Source organism: Halanaerocella petrolearia, assembly GCF_054657875.1.
In genome coordinates this window covers 1,117,286-1,131,264 of record NZ_BAAHXW010000002.1, presented here as the reverse complement: position 1 = coordinate 1,131,264, position 13,979 = coordinate 1,117,286, and the positions used below count along the sequence as shown (strand labels likewise).

At 33.0% G+C, this 13,979-nt stretch carries 15 protein-coding genes and 1 pseudogene; 1 reads left to right on the top strand and 15 read right to left on the bottom strand.

Translation table 11 applies throughout. From position 1 onward, the window contains the following. The first annotated feature begins 31 nt into the window (after positions 1 to 31). Positions 32 to 997, top strand: coding sequence for a polysaccharide deacetylase family protein (locus tag ACYQ39_RS13020; protein WP_459843894.1), 966 nt, complete (start codon positions 32 to 34; stop codon positions 995 to 997). Positions 998 to 1,051: 54 nt separating this feature from the next. Here ACYQ39_RS13020 and ACYQ39_RS13015 read toward each other — a convergent pair. From ACYQ39_RS13015 to ACYQ39_RS12945, 15 genes and pseudogenes are all read right to left on the bottom strand, one after another. Then, a pseudogene (locus ACYQ39_RS13015) lies at positions 1,052 to 2,203 on the bottom strand (L-lactate MFS transporter). A gap of 327 nt (positions 2,204 to 2,530) precedes the next feature. After that, positions 2,531 to 2,848 carry a P-II family nitrogen regulator gene (locus ACYQ39_RS13010; RefSeq protein ID WP_459843891.1) on the bottom strand — a complete coding sequence of 106 codons (318 nt, stop codon included), beginning with the start codon at positions 2,846 to 2,848 and terminating at the stop codon, positions 2,531 to 2,533. A 26-nt stretch (positions 2,849 to 2,874) separates the two neighbouring features. Then, positions 2,875 to 3,849: a sodium-dependent bicarbonate transport family permease gene (locus ACYQ39_RS13005; protein ID WP_459843888.1), complete on the bottom strand. Its 975-nt coding sequence runs from the start codon at positions 3,847 to 3,849 to the stop codon at positions 2,875 to 2,877. 439 nt (positions 3,850 to 4,288) lie between these two features. Continuing rightward, a complete protein-coding gene (locus ACYQ39_RS13000; protein WP_459843885.1) occupies positions 4,289 to 4,651 on the bottom strand; it encodes a Na-translocating system protein MpsC family protein in 363 nt (120 codons plus the stop codon). Between the two features lie 195 nt (positions 4,652 to 4,846). Beyond that, the gene (locus tag ACYQ39_RS12995; RefSeq protein ID WP_459843882.1) at positions 4,847 to 5,833 is read right to left on the bottom strand and encodes an ABC transporter substrate-binding protein; all 987 of its coding nucleotides are present in this window, start codon (positions 5,831 to 5,833) and stop codon (positions 4,847 to 4,849) included. 222 nt (positions 5,834 to 6,055) lie between these two features. Next, positions 6,056 to 6,850, bottom strand: coding sequence for an ABC transporter ATP-binding protein (locus ACYQ39_RS12990; protein ID WP_459843880.1), 795 nt, complete (start codon positions 6,848 to 6,850; stop codon positions 6,056 to 6,058). Next, positions 6,828 to 7,733, bottom strand: a complete 906-nt coding sequence (locus tag ACYQ39_RS12985) for an ABC transporter permease (RefSeq protein ID WP_459843877.1) — start codon at positions 7,731 to 7,733, stop codon at positions 6,828 to 6,830. The genes ACYQ39_RS12990 and ACYQ39_RS12985 overlap by 23 nt, the downstream gene beginning before the upstream one ends. Positions 7,734 to 7,744: 11 nt before the next feature. After that, positions 7,745 to 8,731, bottom strand: coding sequence for an ABC transporter substrate-binding protein (locus tag ACYQ39_RS12980; RefSeq protein WP_459843874.1), 987 nt, complete (start codon positions 8,729 to 8,731; stop codon positions 7,745 to 7,747). Between the two features lie 209 nt (positions 8,732 to 8,940). After that, positions 8,941 to 9,384 (bottom strand): S-ribosylhomocysteine lyase, encoded by a 444-nt coding sequence (locus tag ACYQ39_RS12975; RefSeq protein WP_459843871.1) that lies wholly within the window; start codon positions 9,382 to 9,384, stop codon positions 8,941 to 8,943. A gap of 12 nt (positions 9,385 to 9,396) precedes the next feature. Next, positions 9,397 to 10,596 carry a bifunctional phosphopantothenoylcysteine decarboxylase/phosphopantothenate--cysteine ligase CoaBC gene (gene coaBC / locus ACYQ39_RS12970; RefSeq protein ID WP_459843869.1) on the bottom strand — a complete coding sequence of 400 codons (1,200 nt, stop codon included), beginning with the start codon at positions 10,594 to 10,596 and terminating at the stop codon, positions 9,397 to 9,399. A gap of 8 nt (positions 10,597 to 10,604) precedes the next feature. Continuing rightward, positions 10,605 to 10,811, bottom strand: a complete 207-nt coding sequence (gene rpoZ, locus ACYQ39_RS12965; RefSeq protein ID WP_459843867.1) for a DNA-directed RNA polymerase subunit omega — start codon at positions 10,809 to 10,811, stop codon at positions 10,605 to 10,607. Positions 10,812 to 10,829: 18 nt separating this feature from the next. Continuing rightward, a complete protein-coding gene (gene gmk / locus ACYQ39_RS12960) occupies positions 10,830 to 11,402 on the bottom strand; it encodes a guanylate kinase (protein ID WP_459843864.1) in 573 nt (190 codons plus the stop codon). A 19-nt stretch (positions 11,403 to 11,421) separates the two neighbouring features. Beyond that, the gene (gene remA, locus ACYQ39_RS12955; protein WP_459843862.1) at positions 11,422 to 11,673 is read right to left on the bottom strand and encodes an extracellular matrix/biofilm regulator RemA; all 252 of its coding nucleotides are present in this window, start codon (positions 11,671 to 11,673) and stop codon (positions 11,422 to 11,424) included. 104 nt (positions 11,674 to 11,777) lie between these two features. Then, on the bottom strand, positions 11,778 to 12,254 hold the full coding sequence (locus ACYQ39_RS12950; RefSeq protein ID WP_459843859.1) for a hypothetical protein: 477 nt from the start codon (positions 12,252 to 12,254) through the stop codon (positions 11,778 to 11,780). A gap of 26 nt (positions 12,255 to 12,280) precedes the next feature. Then, entirely contained in the window at positions 12,281 to 13,804 is a 1,524-nt protein-coding gene (locus tag ACYQ39_RS12945; protein WP_459843856.1) for a sensor domain-containing diguanylate cyclase, read from the bottom strand. Between the last annotated feature and the right edge of the window lie 175 nt (positions 13,805 to 13,979).

The window sequence follows — 13,979 nt, the reverse complement described above, 5'->3', positions numbered from 1 at the left end:
TAAGCTTGTCCTAAAAAAGGAGGTGCCAAATTTGTTACCAAAGAAAACCAAAGTTGGTCTTATCTTTATGGTTATCTTGTTACTCTTACTCTCAGTAACAACAACTAGCTATGCTTATACAAAATATACTGTTGCAAATGGAGATTCATTATTCAAAATTTCCCTTAAGTTCAATACAAGTATGTCTAAATTATCAACATTGAATAACCTTAATAATCCAAATCTTATCTATACCAATCAGACCTTACTATTACCTGATAGTAACCCTAATTACTCAAATGGTAGTAATTCAACTGATTATAATAGTGGTTACCAACGTATTAGTTATAATTCTAAAACAGATGAGCAGACCTCTTCTCAACCAGAAGAACCTGCTAAAAAGATGTATCGTCGCGGGCCAAAAGTCAAAAAGATAGCTCTAACCTTTGATGACGGTCCAGATACTAAATATACACCTCGTATTCTAGAGATATTAAAGAAATATAATGTCAAAGCTACCTTCTTTTTACTTGGTAAATTAGCAGAAAAACATCCTGAAGTCGTCAGAAAGATTAAAGCTGATGGACATATAATTGCTAATCATAGTTGGTCTCATGCTAACTTAACTAAACTAAGTAAAGCAGAACTAAGCCAAGAGCTTAATGATACTTCAAAAGCACTTGAAAGAATCACTAATTACAAAACGATCTTACTAAGACCTCCTTATGGAGCTGTATCTGATAAATTACTAGATCGACTAAAAGGTACCGATTACGAAATTATCCACTGGTCTGTTGATTCTTTAGACTGGAAGTCAAAAACTAAAGAAGAGATCTTAAATCGTGTTCTACCAAAGATACATGATGGAGCAAATATTCTCTTCCACTCTGCTGGAGGGCCAACTCAAGACTTAAGCCCTACTGTTAAAGCCTTACCAGTAATTATTGAAACCTTACGTGAGCGGGGATATAAATTAGTCACTGTAGATAAACTATACTCCCTTCCTGCCTATGGATAAAATCAAATAAATAAAACTAGGAGTAGATTACATAATCTACTCCTAGTTAATATCTTATTTAGTTTCAGGCTCCTTTACTAATAGCACTGCAACTATCATTCCTAATATTGCAAGACCAATAGTTGGATAGAAAACATATGAATAACTCCCTAAAACATCTCTGATTTTACCTGAGAATAAGTTTCCTAATACAGCTCCTACACCATAGGCAGTAAATAGAAAACCATAATTCTTACTATAGTTCTTACTTCCAAAGAAGATTCCAGTAGCAGTCGGAGCTATAGCCAACCAACCACCTAGATTTAACCAGAATAGAGCAAAAGCAATACTGTAAAGAATCATGTCACCTTCTCCAGCATTCAACATTAAAATAGAAGCTACAATTATTAAAGAATAAGAAATTAAAGCCGCCTTTTTAGGATTCAACTTATCTGTAAGGCTACCAAAGATAGGTCTTCCAACTCCATTAAAGATAGCAAATAAAGAAACTAAGAAAGCAGCAGTACTGGCTTCTAAATTAATTATCTCTTCTGCTACAGGACTTGAAATTCCAATAGCCATCAACCCTATTAAAGTCCCTATAATAAAACATGTCCAAAGTCCATAAAAACTTTATGTCTTAACCATCTCTTTTGTATCAAAATTTATAATTTCTGATTTGTTATCTTCATTATTACCTGACTCTACATCTAAATTTTTGTCTGGAAACTTCAAAGGAATAGATAAGACTGTAATGATAATTCCAAAAGTAATACCTAAAACTTTAAAAGCTGTAAAAGGACCATAATTAGTTACCAACCAGTTAGCTACTGGAGCAGTTACAAAAGGAGATAAACCAAAACCTCCTAGAGTCAACCCCACTGCTAATCCTTCTTTATCAGGAAACCACTTAGCAGCTACTGCCATTGGAGCACCATAAGCTATTCCTACTCCCATTCCCGCAACTACACCATAAGTTATTGTCAATACTGTAATACTAGAAGTATACCCCGATACAAGCCAACCAATGGAGACTAATAATCCACCAACTATAGTCATTATCCTTGGCCCATACTTATCAATAAATCCTCCAGCAATTGGCATTCCTACTGCATAAAATACCAGAAACAACATATAAGGCAGACCACTTTCAGTTGCCCCTATATTGAAAGATTCTTCTATTGGTTTTCTAAAAACACTCCAAGAATAGACAGTCCCCATACACATAAATATTATAAGACCTAAGGGGATATAAAACCATCTCTTATTCCCTACAGAACTATTTGATTTTGATATACTTTCCAAAATTACTTCCTCCTTATTATTTAATAATTTAACTTAGTATAATTATAGTAACAGATAGAAATAGCTTTATCAAGTAATGGGTTCATGATTATACATTATAATTAATTATTATAAGACTTATGATCAATCTCTTCAACCTTTAGATATCTACTCTTTAACTATCTTTTATAAAGACAAAAAAGGTCAACACCTGATTAGCTATTAACTAACAAGGTATCGACCTACTGATTACAATAAAGCTATCACACTTTAGTCAAATTTATGCTTAACAACTCTAACATCTTCTAAATAGATTATACCAGCATATTTTGAATTTAAATATTTATCATATAGCTTTTCAGCTATATCAATTGCCTCTTCCTCATCTTCTATTATTATTTCAATTCTAATATTTTCACCAAAGTTACTAAGTCCCCCAGAGATTGATCTAATATCTCTATCACCTTGTCCAGAAACATCCTGATAAATAGTGTAAGCTTTAATATCTAGAGATTCTAAATAATCTATTATACGAGAACAAATAACTCTTTCAGTTATCATAATAATCTTTTCTACTTTTTTTAACATATCATTTACACCTCCCTGATTTCAAATTAAGAAACCATAGTTGCAATCTGATAGTATAACGGAATCCCTATTAAAACATTAAAAGGGAAGATAATACCTAGACTCATACCAAGAGCCAAAGATGGATTGGCATCTGGAAAAGTACTTCTCATTGCTGCTGGTGCTGAGATATAAGATGCTCCAGCAGCTAAAACTGCAAAAATCGTCGCTCCGCCAGGACTTAGACCAATAAAAGTAGCTAATAGTATAGTTGTAACAGCCTGGAATATTGGAAGTAGTATTGCTAATACAAATGTAACTGGCTTAACTTCTTTAAGTTCAGATAATCTTGAACCAGCAAGTAATCCTATATCAAGCATGAATATACTGAATATTCCTTTAAACATATCATCATAAAATAACATAATACTTTTAGTTCCTTCATGACCTGTTATTAAACCAATTACAAAGCTACCTAAAATTGCTACTGTTGATTTAGATGTCAAAGATTCACGTAATATACTGATTAAGTTATATTCATCTTCAGTAGCTTTTTGGTCTAAACCTGCATGACCTAAAAATATACCAGCAATTAAAGCCGCTGTATCCATAAAAGGATATAAAGCAGGTACAAATTCTTCAAAGTTGGCCCCAATTTGATTAAGAAAGACTATAGCAGTAGTCAGTGTTACACTACTACAAGCTCCATAATGCCCTGCTATAGAGCCAGCATTTGATGAATCAAAGCCTATCTTAGACATAACAAAATATACAAAAGTCGAGATTGAAATACCCATAATAATTGCTGCAATTACAGGTACTATTACTTCTACAATACCTGTTTTATTAACTGCTATACCTGCTTCTAAACCAATAGAAATTAAAACAAATAAAGTGATAGCTGTTCCTATTGAATCAGGTATCTCCAGGTCTGATTTAATTACTACAGCAATAACTCCTAATACAAAGAACAATATTGACGGAGATAACATATTACTAAAAGCCAATTCTAAAGAAACCATTTCCTTTAACACCTCTTAGATAATTTTATTCTTCTAATAATATTCTTAATCATTTACAGAAACCCATACTAAATATCCTAGAATAACTTTATAAATATTTAGCAATCTGATTTCAAAATTTCACATTATTATCACCTCAAAGATCTTTTTTATTTAAATAAAAAAGGTCAACACCATATTAACTAAGACCAAACTAGTTAACTACGGTGTTGACCTGCATTTGACTGGTATAGAATACCTTTCTACTGCCTATCAACTGAATTTTTATTTTTATAATTTTTACTATAACAGTATTAAAAACTTTAATACTGCTAAACTAAAATTATATAACTATCATTAGTGATTACTAAGATATTATATTAAAAGTTAATCGGTTTATCTTCAACTGCCCCTTAATTTAAAATAGGCCTTTGAAAATCTCCCGACATTATTCTAATAATTAAGAGCTTATTCTTTTCTCTAAATTAGATGATAATTTAAAGACCATAATTCGTTCACCGGTTTGCGTGCTAATATCAGTATGAAACATAACTACTTCTTCACCAGTCTGCTCTCTAATAATTTCATCTAATTGTTCTCTACCTGCTTCTACCAAATCCGCACGAATTCTCTTAATAGACAACAAACCTTCCTTGGTTTCAGAAAGTTTATGTTCAGCAGGTGTTAATATTCCCTTCAAAACAACAATTATCATATCCCGAAGAATATCTGCCTTCACCATAACAGAGCCTCGGCCTAGAAATTCCTTCTCCCACTGTGTTAATGCATTACTAATTTCTGCTTCCATTTGACCTTTTGTCATAGTTTAATCCTCCCAATTAAAAAATGGAAAGAATCTTTAAAACTTATTAATTTCTAAATAATAACATATCATCTTTAAAAGTATATTGTCAAGTAATTATTCATGATAAATATTAAATCAATACCCATATTAACATAATCGGCCTCAAATAGAAATTTTGACTTTAACTGTCAACTGTACACTATACACTGTTAACTATTCAATAACCTTCTCTGCCTCTTTAACTAATTCTTCTGGCACTTCTAAATTAATTTTATCAGCTGCTTTACGATTTATAATCAGACTAGTATCCTTAGTATATTCTACTGGCATCTGACCTGGATCTTTACCAGCTAAAACCTTAGCCGCAACCTGACCAGACTTTCTACCTAATTGATAATAATCAATTCCTAAAGTAGCTACAGCTCCAGCTTCTACTAAGCTATTGTCTGCTACTACTAATGGTAGTTTATTCTCATTAGCCACTTTAACCACTGATTGAATAGCAGAAGCAACTGTATTATCAGTTGGAATATAAATAGCATCTACTCGACCAGTCAGTGACTGAGCTGCTTGATAGACTTCACTACTAGATGTAACAGTAGCTGATACCAATTCTAATCCTAACTCTTTTGACTTCTCTTTAGCTAAATCAGCTAAAAAGACTGAATTACTCTCTCCTGAGTTATAGATAATTCCTATCTTCTCAATTCCAGCATCTAACCTTTTGAATAATTTAAATTGTTCTCCCACAGGAGTCAGATCACTAGCTCCTGTTATATTATTACCAGGTTGTTGGTAACTATCTACTAAACCAGCTTTTTTAGGGTCAGTAACTGCTGAAAAGATAATCGGTGTCTCTTCAACTGTATTAGCTACTGCCTGAGCAGTAGGTGTTGCTATAGCTAAGATCATATCTAATTTATCTTGAGCAAAGCTATTAGCTATTGTTTGTACAGTTGACATGTCACCTTGAGCATTTTTATAATCATAAATAACATCTTCCCCTAGCTTATAACCTTGTTCTTTAAGCTCATCAATAAATCCTTTACGAGCTGCATCTAAAGCTGGATGTTCTACAATCTGAGTAATCCCTATCTTAATCTTCTCTGCTTGTTTAACTGCCTGTTGACTACTACAACCTACCATGATACTTCCTACTACAACTACTAACAATAAAACCCCTACCATTCTACTCTTCATCCACTATTCCTCCTTATATAAGAATTAGTGTCAGGAATCAGTATTCAGTAGCAAGTGAGTAAAGTAAGAGGTGAAAAGTAAGTAAGGGGTTAATATATTAACCCCTTACTCCTTACTCCTTACTCCTGACTACTCACAACCCCTACTCATCACTTATAACTCGTCACTCCCCACTTACTCATTCCTCACACTAGTTACTCACTACTAATTACTCACTACTACTTACCCTAATAACATTCTATCATTAGTCAATCGATGACCACTGACCTTATTAAACTGCTCTAGTAGATCATTAATTGTCATCTTAGATCTTTCTTCTCCAGCAATATCAAGAACGATCTGACCATCATCCATCATAATAGTACGTGTCCCTAAATCTAAAGCATCATCTAAATCATGAGTTACTGTCAAAGTCGTTAAATTATGCTGTTTAACCAACTTTTTGGTAATCTTAGTAATCTTTTCTGCTGTCTTAGGGTCTAAAGCAGCAGTATGCTCATCTAATAATAAAATACTTGGTTCTTCAATAGTTGCCATTACCAAGGTCAATGCCTGACGTTGCCCACCTGATAATAGACCTACTTTATCATCTAATCTATCTTCTAACCCTAAATCTAAGATACTTAATTCTTCTTTAAACTTCTCTCTTCGATTTCCTGTTACACCTTTTCTTAGACTTAGACTACCTTTACGCTTCAAGGCCAGGGCCAAATTCTCAGCAATCGTCATATTAGCAGCTGTCCCTTGGAGTGGATCTTGGAAGACCCGACTTACTAAGTTGGCCCGTTTAAAGTCAGAATCAGAAGTTACATCTTGACCATCTATTAGCACCTGACCACTAGTCAACTGGTAACTACCAGCTACTGCATTTAATAAAGTTGACTTACCAGCACCATTACTACCGATTACTGTTACAAATTCTCCTTCACCTAGAGTTAAATCTACTCCTCGTAAAGCCGTATTCTGGTTGATTGTCCCTGGATTAAAGACTTTTTTAGCCTTTTTTAACTTCAGCATCTTCTAACACCTCTCTCTTGCCCCATTTCTCCTTAATAGTTGGAGCACCTAATGCGACTATTACTAATACAGCTGTAATCAATTTTAAGTCATTTGGGTTCAAATTCATCCGTAAAGCCAATGTAATTACTCCACGATAAATAATAGAACCAACTACTACACCTAAAGTAGCCCACTTAATACCTTTCTTTCTAACTACAGTTTCACCAATAATAACTGATGCAAGTCCGATAATAATCATACCAATTCCCATTTTAACATCAGTAAAACCTTGATACTGGGCTACTAAAGCTCCAGCTAAAGCTACTAGACCATTAGATAAAGCTAGACCTAGTATTACAGTATTATCTGTATTAACACCTAAACTTCTAATCATATCCTTATTATCTCCAGTAGCTCGTAAAGCAAGACCTAACTCAGTATTTAAAAACCAATCAATAGCCAGCTTAATGATTGCTACTGTTACTACAAAGAACAATAGGATACTCATCCGTTCTGATAAGTTAAGAAAATCAAATAAACCAAAAACTTTTGGTTTCCCTAATAGCGGAATGTTGGCCCGGCCCATAACTCGTAAATTAATTGAATATAAAGCAGTCATAGTTAATATACCAGATAATAAACCAGTAATCTTTAATTTAGTATTTAAAAGACCAGTAATCATTCCTGCTACCATCCCACAAATAAAAGCAACTACTGTAGCTAATAATGGAGGCTGACCAGCTAAAATCAACCTAGCAGCCACTGCTGCTCCTAAAGGAAAACTACCATCAACTGTTAAATCAGGAAAGTCTAAAATTCTAAAACTGAGATAAACTCCTAAAGCCATAATTGCAAATACTAATCCCTGTTCTGTTGGATTCAGTAGAATATTCAAATTCATAACTTCCACCTCTATTTAATTACTTTTTCTGCCTGTTTAGTTAATTCTTCTGGTAATTCTAGATTCATCTCTTTAGCCGCTTTACGATTAACAACTAACTTAGTCTCTTGAGCATACTGAATTGCCATCTTTGCTGGAGACTTTCCTTCTTCTAATACCTTAATAGCCATCTTACCAGTCTGTCTTCCTAACTGATAATAGTCAACTCCTAAGGTAGCTAAAGCTCCAGCTTCAACAGAATTACTTTCTCCTGTTATCAATGGTAAGTTATTTTCATTTGCTACCTTAATAACTGATTGAATAGCCGATACTACAGTATTATCAGTTGGTACATAAATAGCATCAACCCGACCTGTTAATGATTGAGCAGCTTGATAAACTTCACTACTAGAAGTAATTGTAGCTTCAACTAAATCTAAACCTAACTCTTTTGCCTTCTTTTTAGCCAAATCAGCTAAAAATACTGAATTGCTTTCTCCCGAATTATAAATAATTCCTACCCTTTTAATATCTTGATTCAATTTATTAAATAAAGCAAGTTGCTTACCTACTGGAGTTAAATCACTAGTTCCAGTTAAATTACCACCTGGTTGTTCATAACTATCAACTAGTCCTGCTTTTTTAGGATCAGTTACAGCTGAAATCAAAATAGGAGTATCATTGATAGCATTTGCTACTGCTTGAGCAGTCGGTGTGGCTATTGCTAGTATCATATCTAAGTCATCTTGAGCAAAGTTAGTTGCTATTGTCTGTGCAGTTGACATATCTCCCTGAGCATTCTGCAGATCATATACTATATCTTCTCCTTCTTTATATCCTTGCTTATTTAACTCATCAACAAAACCTTTCTTAACTGCATCTAAAGATGGATGCTTTACAATCTGAGTAATTCCCACTTTTATCTTATTATTCATCTCTGTAGCTTGTTGACTACTACATCCTACCACCAAAACTAAGAGTAATAATAATACCACTAAATATGATAATTTTCTACTCATCTACTAATCCTCCTTTGAATTCTTTAAAATAAATAAAACCCACTTCCAGTAGAAGTGGGTATAGTTATCCCCATAAAATTAACTATGATCTACTTCTACCTACTCTCCTACTCCTTTTATAACCTTACTTCTACCATACTACTCACTACTATAAATTATAATGACTTAGCTAAAATTATAGCTGACAGTCTACCTTATGTCAAGAATTACTAACTTCTAAATCCTTCTAATACTTCTTTGGCATACTCTTTAGCTCCAAATAAAGAATGATCACGATAATTACCACATTCTTTAGCAGTTGTAGCTTCTACTTCTTCTTCCTTTAAAGTCTGTTCTAAAGAAGTAACTAATGCCTCTTCTACTTTCTCAAGATTCATCTCTCCCACTTTACTTAAATAAAATCCTGTTCGACAACCCATTGGTGAAATATCAATAATATTATCTATCTGCTGACGCATAAATTTAGCCATTAAATGTTCTAAACTATGCAAAGCAGCAGTAGAAATAGCCCCTTGATTAGGCTGCATAAATCTTAAGTCATACTTTTGAATTATATCACCGCTAGGAGTAGTTATTTTACCAGCTTCTCTAACATAAGGAGCATCTACTTCTCTATGATCAAGCTTAAAACTCTCTACTTCAATCTCATCCATGACTACTCCTCCTTATTCTAAAATTGTAGTTACTTTATCTAATATTTTAGTAGCAATCTCTAACTTATCGGCTTGAGGTAATTCAGCTTCTTCTTCTTGACTGATAATCGTAACCCTATTATCAGATGCCCCAAAACCAGTTGTTGTAGCTGTAATATCATTAGCTACAATTAGATCAGTTTTCTTTTTCTTTAATTTACTCTGAGCATTAGTAATCAGATTATCAGATTCAGCAGCAAATCCAACTAATATTTGCCCTTTCTTTTTCTCTTCTCCTAAAGTAGCTAAAATATCCTTAGTTCGCTCTAACTCTAAAGTTAAACTTCCAGTATCTTTCTTAATCTTATTCTCTGCTACTTGAGCAGGGCGATAATCAGCAACTGCTGCTGCCATAATGATTATATCCTGTTCTTCTTGTTGGCTAATTACTTGCTGATACATCTCCCTAGCAGTAGTTACTTCAATCAACTTACAGCCTTTAGGCTGAGTTAAGTTGGTAGGAGCTGAAACTAAAGTAACCTCTGCTCCTCTAGCTTGAGCCGCTCTAGCCAAAGCATAACCCATTCTACCTGAAGAATGATTACCTATAAAGCGAACTGGATCTAAAGATTCTTTAGTTCCTCCAGCAGTAATTAGCACTTTCTTATCTACTAAATCATCTTGTCCTTGATTCAATAGATAGGCACTACTTGTCTTAACAATCTCCTCTGGCTTTGGAAAGCGACCTCTACCTTCATAGCCACAAGCCAAGTAACCTTTATCAGCCTCAATCATCTTATAGCCTTGCTCTTTCAGATAGGACAGGTTATCCTGTACAATTGGATTCTCATACATATTAACATTCATTGCCGGGGCCAAAACTACTTCAGCCTGAGTTGCCATTACAGTAGTAGATAGCATATCATCGGCAATTCCATTGGCTATCTTACCAATAATATTGGCTGTAGCAGGTGCAAGTAACATTAAATCTGCCTTATCAGCCAAAGAAATATGCTCTACATCCCACCTTTTAGGTTCAGAGAACATACTTACAACTACTGGATTATGACTAATAGATCGAAAAGTAAGAGGTTTAACAAATTCAGTAGCCGATTCTGTCATAATAACATGTACCTCAGCCCCTAATTTCTTAAATCGACTTGTAATCTCTACTGCCTTATAAGCAGCTATTCCACCTGTTACACCTATAATAACAGTCTTATCTTCTAACATAACGTCACCTATTCTTCTTCAATATTAGGTTCTATCTTGCCAGCAGCCAATTCTTCTAAAGCCTTAGAGACTACTTTTCTTCCTGTATATTCCTCTAAAAGCTGAGCTTCTTTATCATTTAATTCTTTAGCTCGATTAGCTGCAGTTAAAATATTAGCAAATTTTGATCTACCATTCTTTAAGATTTTATTAATTGGTGGTTCAGATAAATGCATCTTAACCCCTCCTTAGAATTATAATTTACATCTTTCAGCAATAATAACCGCTTCAAGTTTATTAACAGCTTTTTCTACCTCGTCATTTACAATTAAATAATCATAATGTTTTCTTTCTTCTAATTCATCTTTTGCATTTTTCATTCTAGTATTGATTGCTTCTTTACTTTCAGTACCTCGCTTAGTGATTCGATCTTCTAATTCTTCTAATGAAGGTGGGGCCAAAAAGACAAATATTCCTTCATCAAACTTCTCTCTTACTTGTTTAGCACCTTGAATATCAATTTCTAAGATTACATCTTTACCTGACTGCAATGTCTCTTCTACATATTTTATTGGAGTTCCATAATAATTATTATGTACTTTGGCCCATTCTAGAAATTCATCCTTATCTACTAAGGATTCAAATTCCTTTTTTTTCATAAAAAAGTAATCTTCCCCATTTTTCTCACCTTCTCTAGGCTCTCTAGTTGTAGCAGATATAGAGTAACAAATATCATTATAATTCTCTAATAAAGCCGCTAATACAGTTCCTTTCCCTACACCAGATGGCCCAGATAAAACTACTAAATTTCCTCGTTCTTCAATCATTCTAGTTCGCCCTCCTAAATTATTCCTCAGCGTCGTCATCTAAACGCTGTGAAACTGTCTCTGGTTGGACAGCAGATAAAATAACATGATCACTATCTGTAATAATTACTGCCCTAGTTCTTCGACCATAAGTAGCATCAATTAACATTCCTCTATCTCGAGCATCCTGAATTACTCTCTTAATTGGAGCAGATTCAGGGCTTACAATTGCAATAATTCGATTTGCCGCTGCAATATTACCAAATCCAATATTAATTAGTTCGATTGCCATAATTATCCCTCCTATAGATAAAACAATCTTATAAGACACATATATTATTGTCAAGTAAACTACTTAATAATATACCATATCTGCAGTGTACTTTTCAAGTCGACCTATCCTTGTTTTATTCTTGTTTTAACTTCTTTTACAATTAATTCATGAGTTTTAGGGTGTGAAAAGAGATAAGAGGTTAACATATTATACTCATGTTGATTGATTTTTTTATTATAAAATAGCATATCCAATATAGGCACAGGAAATTTGTCTAAATTAACTATAGCCAACCTCTTCTCCTGATCTGAACCTAGTTTAATAGCTACCTGTAAAGCATTAATCTTAGGGCCAAAAACTGTATCTTTGATCTGTTTAATATAAATAGAATCTAGATCAAGTTGATAATTAATACTTGGCGTAGCTACTAAATAATCTATCTGTTCAAAAGAAAAATCTAAATCTTCTACACTCAAATCTAATTCTTTTAATTTTCTATCTCCAAAAAATTTAAGACCCCAAAAATAGATTTCTGCTCCGTAAATTAGACCAATTCCAAGATAAGTTATCATTCCTAAAAATAAAAGATAACCAGACATACTGATCCCCTTTCTCTCTATTACTCTCAACTAAATTTGCTATCCTGATATTTCTTTACTAGATTACGACCTGACTCTTTAGCAGAATAAAGGGCTTTATCAGCAGCATCTATTAGCTGTTGTTTAGTATCAACATCTTCTGGAAATAAAGCTCCACCAATACTAACAGTTAATTGACCACTAGGTTGATTAACTTCATACTTGAATTTAGTTTCCACTATATTCTGTCTGATTCTTTCAGCAATCTGTTCTAGCTCTTGACATGATACATCTGGTAGAATAATTGCAAATTCTTCTCCACCATATCTACAGACAATATCATTACTTCTAACACTATTTTCTAAAACTTGAGCTACTTTTATTAGGGCTTGATTACCAGCGGGATGTCCATTATTATCATTATAAACTTTAAAATAATCAATATCTATCATTAATAAACCTAATTTAGAACTACCATCTAATTCATTTACTTTTCGAGTTAAACTATTCTGAAAGTAACGCTGATTATAAAGCCCTGTTAAATTATCTTTAATTGCCATTTCTTCCTTTAATTCATGTAAGCGAGCATTATTAATTGCTAAAGCTGCTTGGTTAGCAAAAGGAAGTAACGAGTCAATATCTTCATAAGTTATCTCCTGTTGATTAACAATATTATCTACACATAAGACCCCTATGGCTTCTCCGTTCACTACTAGAGGAATACAGGCAAAAGAACTTACACCTAATTCATCTGCTAAAGAAGATTGAAAAATATCATCTGGGTCTATCTCCTTAATATTTAAACATTCTTGTTTTTGAATAACTCTAGAACCTAGATGTTCTTTATCTAAATCAAAAGAAATCTGCTTAATAATTTCTTTTAAATCATAGTCATTATTTTCTAACTCACTCTGCTCACTAACCATATCATCTAGATTGAGTTTCTTCTTAGCCACACCTTGCCATTTAGTCAACCCTTCTTCTCTATTTAAAGGGCCAATACCTGTCTTACCAGTCAACTTATTATCTTCTACTAAAAATAATATAGCTCGATTAAACTCTAAACCATAACCAGCTGTTACTGCCAATAAAATCAGATGCAATATCTTATCTAGTTCTATAGTCTCTTGTAACAGAGCAGTGATCTCTCTTAAAACTCTCAATTCTTTTATCTGATTGGCTAGATTTAAATTTAACCTTCTATTTTTAGTAATAAAGGTTTTAATTTTAGCTATTAATTTACCGCCTATTAACGCTATAACTAAAAAATATAAAATATGATGCAAAATAGAACTTAGTCCAAAATTAAAATAAATTATTAATAATGAATAATTTATTAATAAAGCCATTATACCACCTATTTGGTCGAAAACAAAAATACTAGCAAAACTAAACAAATACAAAGCAGCTAAAACAGTAGTCCCAAATAATAATCTGTGAATAATCAATAAAACTAATAAACCACTTAAAAAGAATAGTTTGCCAAATAATTTATTTAATGAGACACTGCCTGATATAATCAATATTGGTAGAGTAACTACAGAAACTACAAAAAGAATAATTTTTAGCATTTTACCTCCTCCTAAAATATCTTCTTTCTTTTAAACTCCATGTATTATAATTCATTATATTACATTATATGTAACTGTATCTAATATATATATTATTAATCAAACTTTAAACTCCTTTATTATAAAATTCAAAAAAAGAAAAAGACTTGTAATCTAAAGGATTACAAGCCCCTTT

Excerpts from the sequence above, each read along its gene's own strand:
- ACYQ39_RS13010 (WP_459843891.1), bottom strand. The coding sequence starts at position 2,848 with ATGTTAAAAAAAGTAGAAAAGATTATTATGATAACTGAAAGAGTTATT.
- ACYQ39_RS13005 (WP_459843888.1), bottom strand. The coding sequence starts at position 3,849 with ATGGTTTCTTTAGAATTGGCTTTTAGTAATATGTTATCTCCGTCAATA.
- ACYQ39_RS13000 (WP_459843885.1), bottom strand. The coding sequence starts at position 4,651 with ATGACAAAAGGTCAAATGGAAGCAGAAATTAGTAATGCATTAACACAG.
- ACYQ39_RS12995 (WP_459843882.1), bottom strand. The coding sequence starts at position 5,833 with ATGAAGAGTAGAATGGTAGGGGTTTTATTGTTAGTAGTTGTAGTAGGA.
- ACYQ39_RS12990 (WP_459843880.1), bottom strand. The coding sequence starts at position 6,850 with ATGCTGAAGTTAAAAAAGGCTAAAAAAGTCTTTAATCCAGGGACAATC.
- ACYQ39_RS12985 (WP_459843877.1), bottom strand. The coding sequence starts at position 7,733 with ATGAATTTGAATATTCTACTGAATCCAACAGAACAGGGATTAGTATTT.
- ACYQ39_RS12980 (WP_459843874.1), bottom strand. The coding sequence starts at position 8,731 with ATGAGTAGAAAATTATCATATTTAGTGGTATTATTATTACTCTTAGTT.
- ACYQ39_RS12975 (WP_459843871.1), bottom strand. The coding sequence starts at position 9,384 with ATGGATGAGATTGAAGTAGAGAGTTTTAAGCTTGATCATAGAGAAGTA.
- coaBC (WP_459843869.1), bottom strand. The coding sequence starts at position 10,596 with ATGTTAGAAGATAAGACTGTTATTATAGGTGTAACAGGTGGAATAGCT.
- rpoZ (WP_459843867.1), bottom strand. The coding sequence starts at position 10,811 with ATGCATTTATCTGAACCACCAATTAATAAAATCTTAAAGAATGGTAGA.
- gmk (WP_459843864.1), bottom strand. The coding sequence starts at position 11,402 with ATGATTGAAGAACGAGGAAATTTAGTAGTTTTATCTGGGCCATCTGGT.
- remA (WP_459843862.1), bottom strand. The coding sequence starts at position 11,673 with ATGGCAATCGAACTAATTAATATTGGATTTGGTAATATTGCAGCGGCA.
- ACYQ39_RS12950 (WP_459843859.1), bottom strand. The coding sequence starts at position 12,254 with ATGTCTGGTTATCTTTTATTTTTAGGAATGATAACTTATCTTGGAATT.
- ACYQ39_RS12945 (WP_459843856.1), bottom strand. The coding sequence starts at position 13,804 with ATGCTAAAAATTATTCTTTTTGTAGTTTCTGTAGTTACTCTACCAATA.